The organism is Streptomyces sp. NBC_00310, from assembly GCF_036208085.1.
Lineage (GTDB): Bacteria > Actinomycetota > Actinomycetes > Streptomycetales > Streptomycetaceae > Streptomyces.
On record NZ_CP130714.1, the window covers coordinates 5748105 to 5768198 of the forward strand.

Annotated in this window: 18 protein-coding genes and 1 pseudogene; 10 read left to right on the forward strand and 9 right to left on the reverse strand. The window is 69.3% G+C overall.

Going from position 1 to position 20094, the window contains the following annotated elements:
• Positions 1–28: 28 nt before the first annotated feature.
• A complete protein-coding gene (locus OG202_RS25225; protein WP_327728735.1) occupies positions 29–877 on the forward strand; it encodes a helix-turn-helix domain-containing protein in 849 nt (282 codons plus the stop codon).
• Positions 878–880: 3 nt separating this feature from the next.
• Entirely contained in the window at positions 881–1081 is a 201-nt protein-coding gene (locus tag OG202_RS25230) for a DUF397 domain-containing protein (RefSeq protein ID WP_327728734.1), read from the forward strand.
• On the opposite strand, the gene OG202_RS25235 is transcribed toward OG202_RS25230, so the two are convergent.
• The gene (locus OG202_RS25235; RefSeq protein WP_327728733.1) at positions 1048–1788 is read right to left on the reverse strand and encodes a CAP domain-containing protein; all 741 of its coding nucleotides are present in this window, start codon (positions 1786–1788) and stop codon (positions 1048–1050) included. The two genes, OG202_RS25230 and OG202_RS25235, sit on opposite strands and share 34 nt — an antisense overlap.
• Positions 1789–2453: 665 nt before the next feature.
• Between OG202_RS25235 and OG202_RS25240 the strand changes: the two genes are divergently transcribed.
• The 4 genes and pseudogenes from OG202_RS25240 to OG202_RS25255 all read left to right on the forward strand — a co-directional run bounded on the left by OG202_RS25240 (position 2454) and on the right by OG202_RS25255 (position 5519).
• A complete protein-coding gene (locus tag OG202_RS25240; protein ID WP_328223613.1) occupies positions 2454–2819 on the forward strand; it encodes a hypothetical protein in 366 nt (121 codons plus the stop codon).
• Between the two features lie 147 nt (positions 2820–2966).
• On the forward strand, positions 2967–4319 hold the full coding sequence (locus OG202_RS25245; protein WP_327728731.1) for a pectate lyase family protein: 1353 nt from the start codon (positions 2967–2969) through the stop codon (positions 4317–4319).
• A 202-nt stretch (positions 4320–4521) separates the two neighbouring features.
• Positions 4522–4737: pseudogene (locus OG202_RS25250) on the forward strand (GNAT family N-acetyltransferase); the annotation flags it as partial.
• A 299-nt stretch (positions 4738–5036) separates the two neighbouring features.
• Positions 5037–5519, forward strand: coding sequence for a WapI family immunity protein (locus tag OG202_RS25255; RefSeq protein WP_327728730.1), 483 nt, complete (start codon positions 5037–5039; stop codon positions 5517–5519).
• A gap of 70 nt (positions 5520–5589) precedes the next feature.
• Here the strand turns inward: OG202_RS25255 and OG202_RS25260 are convergent, their stop codons facing one another.
• Both OG202_RS25260 and OG202_RS25265 read right to left on the reverse strand, forming a co-directional pair.
• A complete protein-coding gene (locus OG202_RS25260) occupies positions 5590–5760 on the reverse strand; it encodes a hypothetical protein (RefSeq protein WP_327728729.1) in 171 nt (56 codons plus the stop codon).
• A gap of 187 nt (positions 5761–5947) precedes the next feature.
• On the reverse strand, positions 5948–6370 hold the full coding sequence (locus OG202_RS25265) for a hypothetical protein (RefSeq protein ID WP_328223614.1): 423 nt from the start codon (positions 6368–6370) through the stop codon (positions 5948–5950).
• A 252-nt stretch (positions 6371–6622) separates the two neighbouring features.
• Here OG202_RS25265 and OG202_RS25270 point away from each other — a divergent pair, with 252 nt between their 5' ends.
• Positions 6623–7051, forward strand: coding sequence for a VOC family protein (locus tag OG202_RS25270; RefSeq protein WP_327728727.1), 429 nt, complete (start codon positions 6623–6625; stop codon positions 7049–7051).
• A gap of 309 nt (positions 7052–7360) precedes the next feature.
• Here the strand turns inward: OG202_RS25270 and OG202_RS25275 are convergent, their stop codons facing one another.
• Complete coding sequence (locus OG202_RS25275) at positions 7361–7858, reverse strand: recombinase family protein (RefSeq protein WP_327728726.1); 498 nt, start codon at positions 7856–7858, stop codon at positions 7361–7363.
• 195 nt (positions 7859–8053) lie between these two features.
• Positions 8054–8722 carry a TetR/AcrR family transcriptional regulator gene (locus OG202_RS25280; protein ID WP_327728725.1) on the reverse strand — a complete coding sequence of 223 codons (669 nt, stop codon included), beginning with the start codon at positions 8720–8722 and terminating at the stop codon, positions 8054–8056.
• An 87-nt stretch (positions 8723–8809) separates the two neighbouring features.
• Between OG202_RS25280 and OG202_RS25285 the strand changes: the two genes are divergently transcribed.
• Positions 8810–10228 carry an MFS transporter gene (locus OG202_RS25285; RefSeq protein ID WP_327728724.1) on the forward strand — a complete coding sequence of 473 codons (1419 nt, stop codon included), beginning with the start codon at positions 8810–8812 and terminating at the stop codon, positions 10226–10228.
• Positions 10225–10617 carry a cupin gene (locus OG202_RS25290; RefSeq protein ID WP_327728723.1) on the forward strand — a complete coding sequence of 131 codons (393 nt, stop codon included), beginning with the start codon at positions 10225–10227 and terminating at the stop codon, positions 10615–10617. The genes OG202_RS25285 and OG202_RS25290 overlap by 4 nt, the downstream gene beginning before the upstream one ends.
• A gap of 674 nt (positions 10618–11291) precedes the next feature.
• On the opposite strand, the gene metG is transcribed toward OG202_RS25290, so the two are convergent.
• Positions 11292–13007, reverse strand: a complete 1716-nt coding sequence (gene metG, locus OG202_RS25295; RefSeq protein WP_327728722.1) for a methionine--tRNA ligase — start codon at positions 13005–13007, stop codon at positions 11292–11294.
• A 180-nt stretch (positions 13008–13187) separates the two neighbouring features.
• Positions 13188–15188, reverse strand: coding sequence for a VWA domain-containing protein (locus tag OG202_RS25300; RefSeq protein WP_328223615.1), 2001 nt, complete (start codon positions 15186–15188; stop codon positions 13188–13190).
• A gap of 253 nt (positions 15189–15441) precedes the next feature.
• On the opposite strand from OG202_RS25300, the gene OG202_RS25305 reads away from it, so the two are divergent.
• On the forward strand, positions 15442–17514 hold the full coding sequence (locus OG202_RS25305; RefSeq protein ID WP_328223616.1) for a PhoX family protein: 2073 nt from the start codon (positions 15442–15444) through the stop codon (positions 17512–17514).
• Positions 17515–17675: 161 nt separating this feature from the next.
• Here the strand turns inward: OG202_RS25305 and OG202_RS25310 are convergent, their stop codons facing one another.
• On the reverse strand, positions 17676–17891 hold the full coding sequence (locus OG202_RS25310) for a hypothetical protein (protein WP_326580386.1): 216 nt from the start codon (positions 17889–17891) through the stop codon (positions 17676–17678).
• A gap of 150 nt (positions 17892–18041) precedes the next feature.
• Complete coding sequence (locus tag OG202_RS25315) at positions 18042–20051, reverse strand: FUSC family protein (RefSeq protein WP_328223617.1); 2010 nt, start codon at positions 20049–20051, stop codon at positions 18042–18044.
• Positions 20052–20094 lie beyond the last annotated feature (43 nt).

Genomic DNA, 20094 nt, shown 5'->3' on the forward strand with positions numbered 1-20094 from the left:
GGTACGGCTTGTTGAGGAAGAGGTCCGCATGCCGCCGAGGAGTCAGCCGACCGAGCGTCAGGTGCGACTGGGCACGGAGCTGCGCAGGCTGAGGGAGGCCGCCGGTCTGACCGCCCGGGATGTGGCGCGGTTCCTCGGGTCGACATCGGCGCAGATGAGCCACATGGAAGCGGGCATCGCGGGCGTCAGCGAACAGCGTGTACGACAGCTGGCGGCTCACTACACCTGCACCGACCAGGAGTTGGTCGGAGCACTCGTGGCCATGGCGACAGATCGGACGCGAGGCTGGTGGGAGAAGTTCGCGGGTGTGCTGCCTCCGATCTTCGCGGATCTGGCGGAGATGGAGCACCACGCCACGTACCTCCAGGACATCGCCACCGCCCATGTCCCGGGGTTGCTGCAGACCGAGGAGTACGCGCGGGCCGTGTACACGTACTGGCGCCCCGAGCTTCGGCCGAGCGAAGTGGAGCTACGCGTCGAGCACCGGATGAGCCGCAAGGTCGTTCTCGGGCGCGAGGAAACGCCGTACACGGCGGTGCTGCATGAGCCCGTGCTGCGCACCCGGGTCGCCGACCGGAGTGTGGCGCGGACCCAACTGGACTCGCTCCTCGCGCTGTCCGAGAATCACGGTGTCACCCTGCGAGTCATTCCGTTCGACGTCGACGGATTCGCGGGGGCGAGCGCGGAGTTGATCTATGCGGGAGGCCGGGTCCCCGCGCTGGACACGGCGCAGCGGGACACGCCGTACGGGCCCGCCTTCATGGATGCTCCCGCACAGCTGAAGGCAATGCGCGCGCTGTTTCATAGAGTGGCCGGGGTGTCGCTCGACCCCGCACCGTCCCGGGACTACATCCACCGTCTTGCGAAGGAGCTGTAGGACGTGACCCAGTGGCAGAAGTCCAGCTTCTCCAGCGGATCCGACGGCACGAATTGCGTCGAACTCGCCCTCTCCCCTTCCCGCATCCTCCTCCGCGAGAGCGACGACCCCGCCCGAATACTCCCCGTCACCCGTCACGGTGTCGCCGCCCTCATACGGCACCTCGGCGGCTATGCCTGTGAGCCGAAGTTCTGGGTCCAGTAGTTGCCCGGGCCCGCCAGGCCGATGCCGATTTCCTTGAAGGCGCAGTTGAGGATGTTGGCCTTGTGGCCGGGGCTGTTCATCCAGCCGTCCATGACGGTGTCGGCGGTGCCGTAGCCGGCGGCGACGTTCTCGCCCGCCGTGCTGAAGCGGTAGCCGACGCGGGCGAGGCGGTCGCTCATGGACGAGCCGTCGGAGCCGGTGTGGGACATGTTCGTGTGGTCGGCCATGTCCTGGCTGTGGTCCTGCGCGGCCTTGGTGAGCTTGGAGTCCACGGTCACCGGCGAGCAACCCGCCTTCTCGCGTTCGGCGTTGACCAGGGTCAGTACACGGGCCGTGGGGCCGGAGTCCGTGTCGCCGGTGGAGGTGGTGGGAGTAGTGGTGTCGGACCTCGTGGCCTTCGTCGCCTTGGGGGCGGTCGGAGGTGAGGTGGTCCTGTCCGGGGTGTCGGCGGTGTCGGGGGTGGACTTGGCGGCCGGACTGCCGGACTTCGACGGGGACGCGCTCGGGCTCGGGGAGCGCGACGGGCGCTTCTTGCGCGACGGTGTGGGGGAGGCGCTCGCGGAGGCTTCCGTCGCGGACGGGGTGGGTGTGCGCGCGGGTTCCGGGGCAGCCTGATCCGACGTGTTCCCTCCCCACCAGGAGGACGCCACACTGCTCCAGCCGCCCAGCCCGTGGCCGCCGGCCAGCGCCGCGGTGGGGATGCCCACGGCACCCACGACCAGCACGACGGCGGTGGCGATGGCTATCTTCCGGCGCTTCGTTCTCGGACGCCCGGTTTCCGAGCGCGCGGTCTGCGACCCTTTCGTCCCCGAGCGTTTCGTCTTCCGGCGATGACTGTTCATACGTGACATGCGTGGCCTCACTGAGTGGTCCGACTTCGTCCGGCTCTGGTCCTGAATGACCCCCTGGTTGGCCGCCGCCCTGGCGAGCCCGGTCATTATGGGGACCGCCGAGCGCACCGGGCAACGAACGCCCGTGCGACTGTCGGGGCGGTGTCGATCGCGTTTCCCGGGGGTGTGAGGACGGACTGACCCAGCCGTCGGGGCACCCGCTCAGGCCCCTCGCGCGCAAGCGGGACCAGGCAGAAGGCCGCCCTGCCGGGGTGACGGGTGGGGGCATCGTGAACCGGATGATCAGGTGAATTTGCCACTCGTGGCGGCAAGTGCCCCATAGATATCGAGGAGGCGGCATTTGTCGCTTCGGAAAAGCAGGTCGATCGATTCCATCAGGCGCATTTCGGTCGTGACGCAACTCACCCCGATTCGAGGTGTGCGTGAGGCGGGCGCAGACTGGAAAGTGCGGGGTTCCCGAGAGAGCGGACCCCGGCAGGGAGTTTCCCGAGGCCCCGCGGCGGATCGGTCGTGGAGGAATCATGACGGCAGTCACGCGGGCGGATACACCCGTCGAGATCGAGGGCGACGGCGTCGAACTGCGTATGCGGGACATCGGCGGCGGCACGGAGGTCGCCTTCGTCCGGTTCCCCCAGGGGACGGACATGCGGCCGGCCCTCAAGGACGAACCCGACGGCCTGTGCCAGGTCCCCCACTGGGGCTACATGTTCAAGGGCCGGCTCGTGATGCACACCAAGGAGGGCGACAAGACCTACGAGGAGGGCGAGGCCTTCTACTGGCCGCCCGGGCACGCACCGGAAGCGCTTGAGGATTGCGAGTACGTGGACTTCTCGCCCAAGAAGGAGTTCGAGCAGGTCATCAGCCACGTGAAGTCGAACCTCGGCTGACCGCGGCTCAGATCCCCCGGCGGACAGGGAAGTTGGAGGCAACCTTTCCCGACACGGCGACCACACATGAGTCGGAACCCCCTTCACGGGGGCTCCACACGAACCACGTGTTCTCCCGAACCACGTACGTTACGTAAGGACTCATCCGTGGCCTCTGCCTCCCCGCGCCCGTCCCACCGCCGGTCCCTTCGCACGCGCCGGACCCTCGTGGTCTCCGCCGCAGCCGTGGCCGCCGCTGTCGGCGCCGGCGTCCTCGTGATGAACGCCAACGCCTATCCCGTGGACCTCTACCACCAGGTGCTGCCCGCCAAGGACGGCTGGGCGGCGTCCGGTTCCGGTACGACCGGCGGTGCGAAGGCCGACGCGGCACACACCTTCACGGTGTCGACCCGGGCCCAGCTCGTGAAGGCGCTCGGCTCCGCGACCGACACCACGCCCCGCATCATCAAGGTCAAGGGCACGATCGACGCCAACACGAACGACTCCGGCAAGAAGCTGACCTGCGCGGACTACGCCTCCGGCACCGGCTACTCGCTCTCCGCCTACCTCAAGGCGTTCGACCCGGCGACGTACGGCAAGAAGGCCCCGTCGGGCACCCAGGAGACCGCCCGCAAGGCCGCTCAGGACAAGCAGAAGAAGAACATCGTCCTCAGGGTGCCGTCCAACACCACCATCGTGGGCGTCCCCGGCACCAAGGCCGGCATCCTCGGCGGCAGCGTCCTGGTCCAGAACGTCAAGAACGTCATCATCCGCAACCTGACCTTCGCGGACACCCAGGACTGCTTCCCGCAGTGGGACCCGACCGACGGCTCGGCCGGTGAGTGGAACTCCAACTACGACTCCGTGACGCTGCGTGGCGCGACCAACGTCTGGGCCGACCACAACACGTTCACCGACGCGCCGACCTTCGACAAGACCGAGGCGACGTACTACGGCCGCAAGTACCAGGTCCACGACGGCGCCCTCGACATCACCAACGGCTCCGACCTGGTGACCGTGGAGCGCAACCAGTTCCTCAACCACGACAAGACGATGCTGATCGGCTCCAGCGACACCGACTCCACCGGGAAGCTGCGCGTGACGATCCACCACAACCTGTGGAAGGGGATCGTGCAGCGGGCGCCCCTGGCCCGCATCGGCCAGATCCACCTCTACAACAACGTCTACGACACCACCACGGTCAACGGCTACGCCCCCAAGTACAGCCTCGACTCCCGCGCCAAGGCCCAGGTGGTCGCCGAGCGCAACGTCTGGAAGATCCCAGCCGACGCGAAGGTCGCCAAGCTGCTGAGCGGCGACGGCACGGGCTCGGTCGCCGGCACCGGCAACCTCGTCAACGGCAAGGCCACCGACGTCGTCGCCGCGTACAACGCCGCGAACTCCAAGAAGCTGAAGACGACCGTCAACTGGACCCCGGCCCTCACGGCCGGCCTCCAGACCACGGTCACCAGCCTCCTGACCGACCTGACCGGCACGACGGGCGCGGGCACCCTCTCCTGACCGCTTCCCTGTGGACGTGCCACCGCCCGGCCACCCTTCTCCGGTGGCCGGGCGGTGGCACCGTGTCCGCAGAACCGGGTCGCCGACGGGTGCGGGAGGGTGACGGGGCACAGCCCCTCCGCCGGGACCCGGCGACCAGGTCGTCCGCCTCCGTCCGGCATCACGCGAGGCGCATGACGTCGTTCTCAGGTGCCAGAAGCCAGCGGAAATGTTCATGGGTGGGGTGGTCACCCACCCATCCGCCCGCGGCCGCGGTCTTGCCCGGGCCGTGTCCGGCTTCGTCCTGGACGCCCTCGTCAACGGCTACGGCCGCGCCGCGCTCATGGTGCTCACCAGCAACGCGCCGGCCATCGCCACGTATGAACGCCTCGGCATGGCCAAGCGTCGGTTCGGAGCGGCGCACATCCCGGCCCGGTGAGGCCAGGGCTCCACTGCGGCAAGCCGACGCGGCCCCCTCACGCGGAGTGATCACTGGCGGCCAGACAACTCCCCGCCAGCTAACCGCCAGTGGGGGGATCTCAACTGGTGACTATCAGTCGAGCAGGCCGCCGAGGGTGAATGTCCTTTGACAAGGAATTTAGTCCAGATCGTCGCCCTGACCTGGAGCGACTCAGTTGGATGTCAAACGGCCCGTCTTGCCCAGCTCACCCACGGGGTTGTGGTGACGTGTTGTGAGGGCCTGTGCAGCGTCGAGGAGGTCTGTGACACCCTTTGGCAATGCTCTTGGGTGATCAGGTAAGCAGTGTCGAGCTTTGCCCGTTGCGGTATCAGTTCTCCGCGGTCCGCGGCGACTCATACGATGACAACTGGCTGGTCATTGGTGGCTCGGTGATGACTCCGGAGGGCATCTGGGCTTTCACTGATCCTTGTCTGCTGATCGATGAGGCCCGCCAGGTGTCCGCTTGGCTGCGCGCGGTGGCGGCGGGGACGGTTGTGGTGACCGGACCGGATGCCGACGGCTCGCTGTCCCCGGACATGCAGTTCGTCGAGCCGGTCCTGGCCTTCAGCCTCGTCGATCGAAGCGAGGATGGTGCGGTGATTCGTGTGCATCTGTCTATGGAGGCGGCACCCCCATGGCAGCAGGGTGAAAACGGAGCAGACCTCTACCGGTACTTCGTCGAGGCCCAGGTAGATATGGCTGCTCTGCTTCGCGCAGCTGACCAGTGGGATCTTGCTCTGGCTTCGTTCCCCACCCGCTGATCAGTATCAAGTCAGCAGGAGACGATGGACAGGATGTGGTCTGCGGCTCCTTGCTCGAAATTCGACCGGGTTAGTCAGGCCGTAGGCCCTCGCGTGAGCCCGGCAACTTCGCCAGGTCTTCGAGGTGATACCAGTCCTGGGTGATCTCCCAGGACTGGTAGGTCCGGAAGACCCGGGCAGGGCCGTCCGGCTGTTCTCGTGTGGTGAAGAATTCCCCGATGAGCTGGTAGAGCGTAGTCACGGCTGCAATGTCGGTCTGTGCGGAGAGTGGGGTGGGTCCAGCCTCCGGGGGCGAGGTGGCGGACGAGAACGGGCCAGGTCAGGTCGTGTCCCTTGCCGAGTCGGACGACGAGCCATTCTTGGAATCCGGTGAGCATGCTCCACGAGCTTCCGGCGTCGAGGCCGAGGATGAAGGCCGTCGTCGTGGCTTAGGAGCCGTCGAGTCCGTGCCGTGCCGGGTCTCGGCGGACTGCGGCCAGCAGTGCCCGGTAGTGCTTGATCACGTTGCTCTGGAAGGGCAGTTGGGCCGTTGCAAGGAAGTCTCCCGAACGCTGGTCAGGCTGCCGGACCAGGGTGTCCTGGCTCCAGTGCGGATGTTTAGTCAGGTATCGGTGGACGGTGGCGTAAGCGGCGGTGACATGGTGGTCGTCCAGCAACTTCTCCCAGATCACCCTCATGGTGGGGAACTGGCCGGCGTGGGTGGCGGCGTACTCGTCGAGGATGGCGTCGATCACCGGGCGGATCCGTCCCTTGGCCGGGCCCACGGTGGGAGGTCGCTTCTTGCGGGGTGGTGGCGTGGGCGAGTTCAGGGCCTGCCGGACGGTGGCGTGACTGACGCGGTGGCGTCTCACCAGGTGTGTGACAGGCAGTTGTTCAGCTTGAGCGTCTCGTCGGATCGCCGCGAAGAGCGCGGGTTTGTCCGCGGACTTCGTACTGTCTCGTCTCATGCTAATTGACCCCTGTCACAGGTGATCTGGTCCGATTCGCTCGTCGGCTCAGGCGACCTGGTCTGTTGGCGCTACTCATGTCACGCGAGACCTCGACCCGCACGGCGATGAAACCCCGGGATCTCGGTGACCAGCACGCGCCACTACTGTGGACCGATGCCATCGATCAAGAAGTTCCAAGTCACCTTCGACTGCGCAGAACCTGAGCGCCTCGCTCGTTTCTGGTGCGAGGTGTTGGGGTATGTCGTACCGCCGCCACCAGAGGGGTTTGCCACTTGGGACGATTTCAAGCGCTCGCAGCCACCTGAGCAGCGGGATTCATGGTTCGCCTGCATAGATCCCTCAGGTGTGGGCCCGCGACTGTATTTCCAGCGCGTCCCCGAAGGAAAGGCCGCCAAGAACCGGCTGCATCTTGACGTGCGGGTCGGCACTGGACTCGTGGGTGAAGAGCGACTCGCCGCACTTGAAGCTGAATGCGCACGACTGGTCCCGCTCGGCGCAGTACACGTACGAACGTTGTATGACGGCAATGATTCGTGCATCCCGATGCAGGACATCGAGGGCAACGAGTTCTGTATCGACTGAGGGGCCACGATCAACTGCTTCGACTCGCAGGCACGGAAGCTCCGGCCATAACCGAAACAGCAGCGACGAACCCACCGCACTTCCGAGCCTGCCTGCCGAAGACGCCGTGGGTTCCCGGTGAAAGTTCCTCAGTCACGCTGAACCCACGGCCGTCGTGTTGTTAACGAGTAGCGAACCAAGTGACAAGTAACCCGCCGGCAGCTTTCAGGGCTTCGCCGCAGCGGTCTTTTTCGGCTGGCGGGGCACGGCCTTGGCCTTGTCGAGGTGTCCGTAGACCGTGGAACGGCGCACGTTGAACATGTCGGCGATCTACTGGACGGTCTTCTCCCGGGCGTCGTAGAGCTGCTGGGCGAGCTCGGCCTGGTCGGCCGTGAGCTTCGGCCGGCGCCCGCCCATCCGGCCGCGGGCCCGCGCGGAGGCGAGCCCGTCGTTCGTGTTCGCCACGCTCAGCTCTCTCTGGAGCTCCGCGAGCACGCTGAGCATCCCGAACATGGCCCGGCCTTCCATGGTGGAGGTGTCGATGCCCTGCCCGATGACGTGCAGCCCGATCCCGCGCTCCCGCAGCTCGGCGCCGAGGGTCACCAGGTGCAGCACGGAGCGGGAGAGCCGGTCGAGCCGGGTGACCTTCAACGTGTCACCCTCGCGCATCAACTGCATGACGAGGTCGAGCTTGGGGCGGGAGGCTTTCGCGCCGTTGGCGACGTCGACGTGGATGTTGTCGCGGTCGACGCCGTTGCGGAGAAGTGCGTCGATCTGGTGGTCGGGTTTCTGATCGGCCGTCGAAGTGCGGCAGTAGCCAAGAAGCATTGTCGGAAACGACTCCGACGACCGTTCACCGACGTTGATTTCCGACGCGAGTTGTCAACAGTGCCCACCTGCGGGTTCGTGATCACGCGTATGAGTGTCGACAGACGGTCGTTTGCCGACACTCAAGGACACATGGGATCCAGTGGGGAGTGTCCGGCCAAGGGCCAGGCGCACATCATCGGCGACGGAAAATCGTCAGCGGGGGGCGAGAAGGCCATCGACCAGAGCTCGGAGCCCGTCAAGGTAAGTGTCCTCGCCGGTCAGCGGTGCCCAGCGGTCCGCGATCTGTGCCAACCGGGGCAGCTCACCCGGGTCGAGATTGCCGAAGACTTGCTCCCGGTAGGTCCCTCGGTCGTCGTCTGCGCGCCGCCGGGCCGCTGTCGCCCGGACCACGATCTCTCCAGCGGTGTAGTACCAGATCGCGCGGTAACCGTGCACGGCCTGCTCGGGGGACAGTCCGCATTCGACCAGGCCGTCGACGATCTGCTCGACAAACCACAGCGCTGACGTGGACATCAGGTCATCGGCGGTCAGCACTTCCACGATCCAGGGACAGGCGGCGAGCGCCTCGTGGATCGCGGCGGCGGCAACGACGATCCGCTGGCGAGGGTGGGCGGGCAGTTCGGATCGGCGCAGCGCCTGCGCCGCGTAGTCATCCAGCAGCAGGACGAGCAGTTCTTCCTTGTTGCGGACGTGGTGGTAGAGCGCCATCGGCGTACTGCCGATCTCCGTGGCCAGCCGCCGCATGGTCAGACGGTCCACGCCTTCCTCGGTCACGATTCGGCGGGCCGTCCCGATGACCTCCTCGCGGGAGATGCGGGGAGGTCGGCCAGGAGATTTGCGCGGTGCGGACGGCTGCGGCATGCCCCCATCATTCCCCAGGTGTCGACAACGGCGATCTCCTGGCGCTAGTTTCTTTACGTGTATAAAAACCAACAGGGGCGACCTGGAGTGGTGCTGGCGGCGGCGGCCGTCGCCCAGTTCGTCTTCGCCCTGGACATGTCGGTGGTCAACGTCGCATTGCCCGCGATCCGTACCGCGCTGGGAATCGCGCCGCTCGACCTGTCGTGGATCGTGCACGTCTACGCGCTCACATTCGGCGGCCTGCTGTTACTGGGAGGCCGCGCTTGTGACCTGTACGGTCACCGTCGGCTGTTCGTGGTGGGCCTGGCCGTCTTCGGGCTGTGCTCGCTGGCGGGCGGGCTGGCCCAGGCGCCTTGGCAACTGATCGCGGCCCGTGCCGGCCAGGGGCTGGGGGCTGCCGCGGCCGCCCCAGCCGCGCTGGGCATGCTCACCACGACGTTCTCTGAGGGCCCTCGGCGTGTCCGGGCGCTCGGGGTGTGGAGCGCGGTGAACGCCGCAGGGGGAGCGGTGGGAGTACTGGCAGGTGGTCTGCTGACCGAGTACGCGGGTTGGCGCTGGGTGATGCTGGTCAACCTGCCCATCGTGGCAGCGGCTCTCGCGCTGGTTCCGGCAGGCGTGCCCGCGGGAGCACAGCCCGACCGGCGCGAGAGGCTGGACGTGCTCGGCGCTGTCCTGGCGACCGGCGGAGTCGGGCTGCTGGTGTTCGGTGTCGTCCGCACCGACGCCCGAGGATGGGGATGCCTGGCCACCGTGGCGACCCTCGCCGCTGCGGCCGCGCTCCTGGCCGCCTTCATCCTCGCCGAATCCAGAGCCCCCGCGCCGCTGCTGCGCCTCGGCCTGCTGCGCAGTCGCTGGGTGGCCGGCGCCAACGTGCTGGTTTTCTTGGCCGCGGCCGGGCAGTTCACGGCGTTCTACTTCGTGTCCCTGTACGTGCAGCAGGTCCTGGGCATGGGTGCCGCGGAGACCGGCGCCGCGTTCCTGCCGTTCTCCGTGAGCCTGGTCGCGGGCACCGTCATCGCGACCCGCGTCACCACGGCACGCACCCCCCGAGCTGCCCTGGTGCCCGGCGCTCTGCTGGCCGCCGTGGGCCTGGCCTGGTTCGCGTTCATCAGCCCCGGCGGCGGTTTCCTCACCGACGTGCTCGGTCCCTGCCTCATCACCGGCGTCGGCGTCGGACTGGTCCTGGCCCCGGTCGCCGCCGCCGCGACCACCGGCGTCGCCTCCCGCGAGGCCGGCATGGCCTCCGGCCTTTTCAACAGCTCCCGCCAACTCGGCGGCTGCGTCGGCTTGGCCGCCCTGGCCACCATCGCCGCATACCGCACCGGCACGGCCACCGACCCTGCCGCGCTCAACGACGGCTACGCCCTGGGCCTGGCCGTCACCGCCGGCCTCTTCGTGCTCGCGGCAGTCGTGGCGATCGGGGTGTTGCCCCGACGCCATGCCGCCCTGCCTGACCCGCAACCCGCCGCCCCCGCAAAGAACCGACTGGAAGGAACACCATCATGACGACGACCCCCATCGACCTGTTCGTCTCCGCGCTGCAGTTCCGCCCCGACGGCGATGTCCGAGCCGCCGAACGGCAGATGACGAGCAGCGACTGCGCCTGGCAGATCACGACGTTCCACGTGGAGACCGACGTCGACGTTCACGCCGACCACTGGGAGATGCACCCGGAGGCCGAAGAGGCGGTGTGCTGCCTGACTGGCGGCGTCCGCCTCTACTTCCGTGCCACCACGCCCGGTGGCGCCGAGGACATGGTGCAGTTGCAGGCAGGCACCGCAGTGATCGTCCCCCGCGGCCGTTGGCACCGCCTGGAGCTGAACGCCCCCAGCGACCTGATGTCGATCACCCTTCGCCACGGCACTCGCCTCGAAAAACGCACCGAGATTCACTGACCGGGAGGTGGCCCGACATATTCGCTGCCGGGCCACCGCGAGCCTCGCCCAGTCCTCACGAAGTTCCCACAGCGCGCCGTTTGACAGCCCTCGTCGACTGCACAGGGATCCATACTGATGAGCTCGCGTATTCAACTGTCGCCGGTTCCCCGATCTGGCGGACCTGGACATGACCGCCATGCGCAGGGATGCCACGGGCAAGGCCGCTGGGCATACAGCCTTCGCCTGAACTGATCGTCCGACGCCGCGACCAGGCCCGCCCACCCCGCCGGACCGCTTCGCCGATGTTCGTGCGCCGTGTACAGCTGTGCTTCTACCGTCCAGCCCGAATACCGATCACGGCATGCAGAAGGGGCTGTCAGTGGGGCGGGATCTGGGTCTGGACGGGGTGGTGGACCACTTCACCCTGTCCGGCGACGAGGCGGGCTGGTTAAGGAACAGGACCGGCGCCACGAGGCGCTGGGCTTCGCCGTCCAGCTGTAGTGGTGGCGGCTTCGGCGGCACGCGAAGGGTCGTCACTTGCGGCGGTCGAGCGGACGACGTCGGTGACCACCCAGGGGCGGCGGCGCACGGTGACGCGTTGACCGGGGCCGGTACACCGGCGGTGTCTCCCATGACGACGCAGGGCCCGGTGACGCCGTACGTCACCGAGCCCTTGTTCTGATGCTTGGGCGTTACGCCGGCTCGCCGCCGAAGCGCTCCTTGTACGCCTCCAGGTCGTCCTCCGTCAGCTTGGCGAAGAGGACCGGGGGGACGGTGAACGGGGTGCCGGACGGGACGGAGTCGAGGGCCTTGGCCTCGGCTGCCGTGACCCAGGTCGCCGTGTCGTCCTTGAGGGCGAAGGCGGCACGCATGGCGGCCGAGGACGCCGGGATGAAGGGCTCGGAGACCACCGAGTAGAGGTGGATGAGGTTCATGGCGGTGCGGAGGGTGAGGGCCGCGCCGTCCTGGTCGGTCTTGATCTCCAGCCAGGGGGCCTTCTCCTCCAGGTAGGAGTTGCCCGCCGACCACAGGGCGCGCAGCGCCGCCGCCGCCTTGCGGAACTGGAGGGCCTCCATCTGCGCCTCGTACTCGGCGAGGAGGCGGGCGATCTCCTCGCCCAGCTTCGTCTCCGCCTCACCGGCCGCGGAACCCGCCGGGACCTCGTCGCCGAAGCGCTTGCGGGAGAAGGACAGGACGCGGTTGACGAAGTTGCCGAGGGTGTCGGCGAGGTCCTTGTTGACCGTGGCGGTGAAGTGCTCCCAGGTGAAGGACGAGTCGTCCGACTCGGGGGCGTTGGCGATGAGGAAGTAGCGCCAGTAGTCCGCCGGGAGGATCTCCAGGGCCTGGTCGGTGAAGACACCGCGCTTCTGCGAGGTGGAGAACTTCCCGCCGTAGTACGTCAGCCAGTTGAACGCCTTGACGACGTCGACCTTCTTCCACGGCTCCCGGATGCCCAGCTCGGTGGCCGGGAACATCACCGTGTGGAAGGGGACGTTGTCCTTCGCCATGAACTCCGTGTAGCGGACGTCGGTGTCGACGTCGTACCACCAGGACTTCCAGTCGCGGTTCTCCGGGTCCTGGTCCGACCACTCCTTCGTCGCGCCGATGTACTCGATCGGGGCGTCGAACCACACGTAGAAGACCTTGCCCTCGGCGGCCAGCTCGGGCCATGTGTCGGCGGGGACCGGGACGCCCCAGTCCAGGTCACGGGTGATCGCGCGGTCGTGCAGGCCCTCGGTCAGCCACTTGCGGGCGATGGAGGACGCCAGCTGCGGCCACTCGTGCTCGTGCGCGCTGACCCAGGCCTCGACCTCGTGCTGCAGCTCGGACTGGAGGAGGAAGAGGTGCTTGGTCTCGCGGACCTCCAGGTCGGTGGAGCCGGAGATCGCCGAGCGGGGCTCGATGAGGTCCGTGGGGTCCAGGACCCGGGTGCAGTTCTCGCACTGGTCGCCGCGGGCCTTGTCGTAGCCGCAGTGCGGGCAGGTGCCCTCGACATAGCGGTCCGGGAGGAAGCGGCCGTCGGCCGGCGAGTACACCTGGCGGATGGCCCGCTCCTCGATGAACCCGTTCTCCTTCAGCCGGCGGGCGAAGTGCTGGGTGATCTCGACGTTCTGCGGGCTGGAGCTGCGGCCGAAGTAGTCGAAGGCGAGCGCGAAACCGTCGTAGACGGCCTTCTGCGCGTCGTGCGCCTGGGCGCAGAACTCGGCGACCGGCAGGCCCTGCTCCTTCGCGGCCAGCTCGGCCGGGGTGCCGTGCTCGTCCGTCGCACAGATGTACAGGACGTCGTGGCCGCGCTGGCGGAGGTAGCGGGAGTACACGTCCGCCGGGAGCATGGACCCCACCATGTTGCCCAGGTGCTTGATCCCGTTGATGTACGGAAGGGCGCTGGTGATGAGGTGTCGAGCCATCGCGGGCTGCTCCCAGGTCGTTACGTGAGGTGATGGTCGCGGAATCGTGCGGGGGATTTCCGGAACCTTGAAATCGTAGCCGACATGGGTGTGCCGCCCGCCTCCCGTTTTGACGGGTGGGAAGCGGGCGGCACGGGACTAGCCGGGTACGGGGTGGTGCGGGGTGGTGCGGGGACGGGGTTACGGGCGCCAGGCGGCCAGGATGCCCTCGTAGACCTCGGCGTCCGTCAGTTCGCGCGGGGTCTCGCCGGCCAGGAAGTGCGACGTGTTGGCCGTCTTCAGCTTGCGGAGGTAGTCGAAGGCCTTGTTCTCCGGGTCGCCGAACGCGACGAACGCGAAGTGGACGGCCGGGTGGTTCTTCGCGGCGTCCGCGAGCGCCTGGTTCGCCGGGGTCTTGGCGTCCGGCGCGCCGTCGGTCTGGAAGACGACGAGGGCGGGGGTGCCGGAGGCCGCCGCCTTCTGGTGCTGGGCGAGGACCTCCTCGACGGCGACGTGGTAGCTGGTACGGCCCATGCGGCCGAGGCCGCCGTGCAGGTCGTCGACCTTGTTGTCGTACGCGTCGAGGGTGAGCTCGCCGGTGCCGTCCAGCTCCGTGGAGAAGAAGACGACGGGGACGGCGGGGGACTCGGGGTCGAGGTGGGCGGCGAGGGCGAGGGTCTGCTCGCCGAGTGCCTGTGCCGAGCCGTCCTTGTAGTAGCCGCGCATCGACGCGGACCTGTCGAGCACGAGGTACACCTTGGCGCGGGCGTCGGTGAGGTCGCGCTTCGCGAGTACGGCCTGTGCGGCGTCGTAGGCGGTACGCAGGCTCGCGGGCACGGAGACCTCGGCCGCTTTCGCCTTCGCCTTCCCGCCCGCACCACCCGTGCCGCTCTCGTCGTCGGCAGCGGGTGCCACCTGCGGGGCGCCTCCACCGTCGGCGACCGCCGGTACGGGGGCGGCTTCCTCGGCTGCGGCCACGGGCTCGGGGGCGGCGGCCGGCTCGGTGGTGGGGGCCGGGTCGGAAGCGGCTTCCGGTTCGGCGGCGGCCACCGGCTCAGGGGTGGCTGTGGCTTCGGGCGCGGGAGAGGCCGCGGCCTCGGGGGTGGCTTCGCGCTCGTCGGCGGCTGCCGGCTCCGCCTCGGGGGCGGCGTCTGACTCCGGCGCGGTCTCCGGCTCCTTCACGGCTTCCGGCTCCGGCACGGCCTCGGGTTCAGGCTCGGTTTCGGCCTCGACCTCGGGCTCGGTTTCGGCCTCGGGCTTGGGCTTGGGCTCGTCCTCCTTCGCAGCCACCGGCTCGGCCTTCGCGACCTCGGGCTCCGCGACCTCGGCCTTCGCGACCTCGGGCTCCGCCTCGGCGGTCGGCTCCGCGGCCGACTTCACCGTCTCGGCGTCCGCCTTCGGCTCCGTGTCGGCGGCCGGCGCCACGGAGTCAGCGGCGGCCTCCGTCTCAGCCTCACTCTCCGACGCCACAGGCTCGGCCTCGGCCACCGGCTCCGGCTCGGCCACCGGCTCGACCTCGGCGGCCGGTGCAGCGGGCTCGGCCTCGGCCTCGGCGTCGGCCTTCACCTCGGCCTCGGCGGGTACCTCGGGTTCGGCTTCGGCGACCGGCTCCGGCTCGGCCTTGGCGGCAGCCTCGGCCTCAGGGTCGGCGACGGGGTCGGCGACGGGCTCGGGCTCGGCCACCGGGGCAGGCTCGGCCACCGGCTCCGGCTCGGCCTCGGCGGCCGGCGCAGAGGCCTCCACCTCGGCGGCAGCCTCCACCTCGGCCTCGGCGGACGCCACGGGCTCGGGCTCGACGACCGGCTCGGGCTCGACCGCCGGCGTCTCCGCCTCGGTCTCCTTCTCCGGCTTCACCTCCGCCTTCGGCGCGACCTCCGCCTCCGGCTTCACCTGCGGCTTCGTCTCGGCCTCGGGCGGAGCCCCAGCCTCCGTCTCGCCGTCTCGCGGCTTCGGTACCGTCACGTTGTCGAACGCCGCGGAGACGAGTTCGTCGGCGACGGAGGCGGGCGGCGTCGGGGCCGCAGGCTCGGTGGTCGTGGTCGTCGGCTCGGGCTCGGCCGACGGGGCCGGAACCTTCGGCTCGGCCTCCCGCGTGGAGGCGGCCTCCGGTGAGGAAACCCGCTCCGCCTCCTGCGAAGGAACCGTGTCGCGCCCCTTGCGTGAGCGGCTGAACGCATTCCGCAGGAGAGAGAGAATGCCCATGTGCGCAACCCTTCGGGTGAGTTGAAGCCCGTCAATCCCTGGCCAGGACGGACACGTAAGGTTAGCGGCCGGGCGTGGCGATCTTGGGGTGGGGCAGGGGCCTTTCTCTATCCCCGCCACCCCGCGCTGTCAACACCGCCTCAACTCCCGCAGGTTCACCCCGTGTTCACCTCGCGTCCCCGTTCTCGAACACACGCCCGCCTAGCGTCACGCTGACACCCAAAAGGCACATAAGAGCATCGAGGAGCGCGCTGTGCGCAAGCTGCTGCCCATGATCGGCTCGCATCCCGGCGGCCGTTCCGCCCTGACCTGTCGGTTCCGCTGTGGTGACGCCTGCTTCCACGAGGTGCCCAACACCAGCACCAACCCCTACGTGGGCGACGTCATCGCGAGCGCGCTGAGCCGCCGCTCGGTGATGAGAGCCGCCGCCGTCGTCTCCGTGGCCACCGCGGCCGGTACGGCCGCCACGCTCGGCACCGCCCCGCCCGCCGCCGCGGCCACGGCCGAAGCCGCCACGGGCACGGGCACGGGGAAGGGCAAGGGCAGGGCCGCCCGCGGTCTGCGGTTCACCGCCGTCGAGCCCAACACCGCCGACACCGTGACCGTCCCCGACGGGTACAAGCAGAACGTCGTCATCCGCTGGGGCGAGCCGATCCTGCGCGGCGCCCCCGCCTTCGACCCGGAGAACCAGACGGCGAAGGCCCAGGCCGGCCAGTTCGGCTACAACAACGACTTCCTTGCGCTGCTCCCGCTCCCCGGTGAGCGCGGCCGCCGGCTCCTCGTCGCGAACCACGAGTACACCGACGAGGTTCTGATGTTCCGCGGCTACGACGCCGCCAACCCGACCCGCGACCAGGTCGAGGTCGCCTGGGCCGCGCACGGGCTGTCCGCCGTCGTGGTCGAGGAGGACCGGCGCACCGGCAAGCTCACCGCCGTCACCCGGCACCAGCTCAACCGCCGCGTCACCGCCACCACCGAGTTCCGGCTGACGGGGCCCGCCGCCGGCTCCGACCTGCTCAAGACCTCCGTCGACCCGACCGGCACCAAGGTCCTCGGCACCCTCAACAACTGCTCGGGCGGTACGACCCCCTGGGGCACCACGCTGCACGGCGAGGAGAACTTCAACCAGTACTTCGCCAACAGCAGCCGTACGACCGACAAGCGGTACGGCATCGGCACCGGCGCCTCCGAGCGCAAGTGGGAGCGGTTCGACAAGCGGTTCGACGTCGCCCAGGAACCGAACGAGGCGCACCGCTTCGGGTATGTGGTGGAGTTCGACCCGTACGACCCCTCCTCCACGCCCCGCAAGCACACCGCGCTCGGGCGGTTCAAGCACGAGGCCGCCACCATCCGGCTGACCTCGGACGGGCGTCCGGTCGTCTACTCCGGTGACGACGAGCGCTTCGACTACTTCTACAAGTTCGTCAGCGCCAAGCGGATGAGGAAGGGGTCGGGCCGCGCGGTGCGCGAGCACAACCTCTCGCTGCTCGACGAGGGCACGCTCTACGTCGCCAGGCTCACCGGAGACTCCCCGGCCATCGAGATCGACGGCACGGGCAAGCTGCCGGCCGACGGTGAGTTCGACGGCGGCGGCGAGTGGATCCCGCTGGCCACCGCGACCGCCGAGGGCGCCGTCTCGCACGTGGACGGCATGACGGCCGACGAGGTCTTCGTCTTCACCCGGCTCGCGGGGGACAAGGTCGGCGCCACCAAGATGGACCGCCCCGAGGACATCGAGCCCAACCCGGTCACCGGCAAGGTCTACGTCGCCCTCACCAACAACTCCAACCGTGGCAAGACCGGCTTCCCGGCCGCCGACGAGGCCAACCCGCGCAACGCCAACAAGCATGGCCAGGTCCTCGAACTCACCGAGCACCGCAACCGTCCCGAGAGCACCAGGTTCGGCTGGCTGCTGTTCCTCGTCGCGGGCGACCCCGAGGACCCGGCGACCTACTTCGCGGGCTTCCCGAAGGACCACGTCAGCCCGATCTCCTGCCCGGACAACGTCGCCTTCGACCCGCACGGCAACCTGTGGATCTCCACCGACGGCGCCCAGCTCGGCTCGCACGACGGTCTGTTCGGGGTGGCGACCCGTGGTGAGCGGCGCGGTGAGTTGAAGCAGTTCCTGACGGTGCCGAGCGGCGCGGAGACCTGCGGCCCGATCATCCAGGAACGCCGCGTCCTGGTCGCCGTCCAGCACCCGGGCGAGCTCGACGGAGCCACCGTCGAGAACCCCAAGAGCGCCTGGCCCGACGGCGCGGGCACGTACGTCCGCCCGGCGGTCGTCGCGGTGTGGCGCGCGGACGGCTGCGACATCGGCGTCTGATCCCGTACGCACCCCCTGCGTACGTCTGATCCCGTACGCACCCCCTGCGTACGTCTGATCCCGTACGCACCCCCTGCTACGTCTGATCCCGTACGCATATGCGAATGCGGGCCGTCCTCCTGTCGGGGAGGGCGGCCCGCACCGGTTCTCGCGGCCGGAGGTCAGGGAGCCAGGCAGCCGACGCCCGGGAGGCCCGCCGGGTCCACGAGGCCGGCCGGGTCGAGCAGTACGGCCGGGTCGACGAGCTCCGTCACGCCGGCCGGGGTCTCGGCGACACAGGTGACGGTGCCGACCGGGTCCGGGATCGCGTGGGCCGCCGGGGCCATGGTGCCGGCGAGGGCGAGGGTTCCGAGCAGGACGGTCGCGGTGCGACGCATGAAAAATCCCCTTATAGGTAGGGCGGTTGAACAGGATTGATCATGTCTGCTTTTCGGCTGCGAATTCGCCCTCAGTCACCCGTGCGGGGATGACGTAACGATTCAGCGCCCTGCGTCGAGTTGACCTGGGGACTCACTGACGCGGGGGATTCAGAGGGGAGAGGTGATCGTCCTGGCCGCCGCCACCTCCTGGCGCAGCGGCTCCAGCACGCTCTCCGGCGGTCCGCTCAGGTCGGAGCGGACCTCGTAGAGGGTCTCCGTCTTCCGCAGTCCGTCCGCCAGCTCCCGCAGCTGAACGACGACCTGGTCGACCTCGGCGGTGGACGGCGGTTCCGCGCCCTGCTTGATCCGGACCCGCGCGGCCGTCGTCGCGTCGATGATCCGCTCGACCGCCACGACCAGCGGCCACCAGGCGGCGGCCCGTCGCCCGACGGGCGGCGGTTCGGTGAGGGCCCGCTGGAACTCCGTACGGATGGCGGACAGGTCGCGGTAGAGGCGGCGGCGCATCCGGGCCCGTCCGGCGGGGTCCGCCGGGCCGTCTCCGAAGGCGTGCTCGACGTACGCGGCCGTGTCGGCGACGGCGTCCGCGAGACCGGCGCCGACCCGTGCGTGCCAGCTCTCGGGCCACAGCAGATAGCCCGCGACGAGGGCGATCGCGCAGCCCATGAGGGAGTCGACGAGACGCGGCACCAGCAGGCCCGTGCCCTGGTGGTTGAGGATGTCGGAGAGCAGCAGGATCACCGGGGTCATGGCCGCCGTCTGATAGCCGTAGCCCCGGGGCGTGAACACCGGGATCAGCGGCGCGAGGAGCAGCATCACCGGCACGTCCCACCAGCCGCGCGGCACCTGGGAGAGGATCCCGGCCGCGACCACCAGCCCCACGACCGTGCCGAGCGCCCGCAGCAGTGCCCGGGAGAACACCGACCCGAAGTCCGGCTTCAGCACGAACGTGATGGTCAGCGCCACCCAGTACGAGCGCGGCACGGGCACGAGCGACACCAGGGCCTGGGCGATGCCGATGCACAGCGCGAGGCGCAGGCCGTAGCGCCAGGAGGTGCCGGACAGGGCGACGTTCCGCGCCACCCGGAGGGCGCGCACACCCAGCGGGGCGGGGCGGCCGGCCCGGTCGCCGGCCTTCTTCAGCGCGTCCGGCGACTTCTCGGTGGCGACGTCGGCGGCGTGCCGCAGCGCCTGGTCGACCGCCCGCCCGATCTTGCTCCCGGGCTCCGGCAGCCGCAGCCCCAGCGGCCCCGAGTATCCCGTCTCGACGGCCTCCGCGAGATGGCGTACGGCCGTCGGGATCTCGGTGGGCAGCGGCCGGCCGGACAGCCGTACCGCCGGGGCGGCCTCCACCAGCGGGGTGATCGCGTTCAACTGGGCCAGCAGCCGCACCAGTTCGGGGCTGCGGCCGTGGTGGCGGGCGCGGCGGGCGAGAACGAGGTCGTAGGACTGGTCGAGGGACTGGGTGACGATGCGCCGTGCGTCGTCGTACGAGTCCTTGTCGCCGTACGTGTCCTTGGCGTCGTCCGCGTCGTCCGTGCCCTTGTCGCAGTCCGGGGTGGGTGCCGTCGTGGTCGCGAGGAGGTCCGCGACCTTGCGGTAGGTGTCCGCGACCGCGGTCCGTTCCGGTACGCCCGCCCGCAGCGGCCAGGCGAGCAGGGCCAGCGCGAGGACGAGGAGGCCGCCGCCGGACATCAGCAGCGGGGCGAGCCACCACTCCCCCGGCATCGGCAGGCCGGCGCCGATCACCGAGTTGAGCAGAAGCAGCAGCCCCGACACGGAGGCCACGGCGCCGATCGACGAGATCATTCCGGAGACCAGCGCGACCCCCGTGAGCACCGCGACGGTCACCCAGCCGTGGCCGTACACCAGCGAGCCGAGCGTGATGCCCACGACGCCGAAGAGCTGCGGAACGGCGATCTTGAGCAACCGCATGCGGTACGCGTCCGCCGTGTCGCTGATGACGCCGAAGACGGCGCCCATGGAGGCGAGCGCGCCGTACCCGGGCTGCCCGGCGGCGAGGCCGAGCACGAGCGGCAGCGTCAGCGCGATCGCCGCGCGGGCGACGGCCGGCCGGTTGACCGGCGGCGCCTGCAGCGGCTGAAGGTTCCGCACCAGCCAGTCGGGAGGGGAGAGGCCGATGGGGAGTGGGCGGGGCATGCGCCCATTATGGACGGGGATGAATGGGGGTCATGGGGCGCTG

Coding starts and splice junctions, on each gene's coding strand:
- OG202_RS25300 (WP_328223615.1), bottom strand. CDS start 15,188: ATGGGCATTCTCTCTCTCCTGCGGAATGCGTTCAGCCGCTCACGCAAG.
- OG202_RS25280 (WP_327728725.1), bottom strand. CDS start 8,722: ATGCCGCAGCCGTCCGCACCGCGCAAATCTCCTGGCCGACCTCCCCGC.
- OG202_RS25275 (WP_327728726.1), bottom strand. CDS start 7,858: ATGCTTCTTGGCTACTGCCGCACTTCGACGGCCGATCAGAAACCCGAC.
- OG202_RS25270 (WP_327728727.1), top strand. CDS start 6,623: ATGCCATCGATCAAGAAGTTCCAAGTCACCTTCGACTGCGCAGAACCT.
- OG202_RS25225 (WP_327728735.1), top strand. CDS start 29: ATGCCGCCGAGGAGTCAGCCGACCGAGCGTCAGGTGCGACTGGGCACG.
- OG202_RS25315 (WP_328223617.1), bottom strand. CDS start 20,051: ATGCCCCGCCCACTCCCCATCGGCCTCTCCCCTCCCGACTGGCTGGTG.
- metG (WP_327728722.1), bottom strand. CDS start 13,007: ATGGCTCGACACCTCATCACCAGCGCCCTTCCGTACATCAACGGGATC.
- OG202_RS25290 (WP_327728723.1), top strand. CDS start 10,225: ATGACGACGACCCCCATCGACCTGTTCGTCTCCGCGCTGCAGTTCCGC.
- OG202_RS25255 (WP_327728730.1), top strand. CDS start 5,037: ATGCTCTTGGGTGATCAGGTAAGCAGTGTCGAGCTTTGCCCGTTGCGG.
- OG202_RS25240 (WP_328223613.1), top strand. CDS start 2,454: ATGACGGCAGTCACGCGGGCGGATACACCCGTCGAGATCGAGGGCGAC.
- OG202_RS25310 (WP_326580386.1), bottom strand. CDS start 17,891: ATGCGTCGCACCGCGACCGTCCTGCTCGGAACCCTCGCCCTCGCCGGC.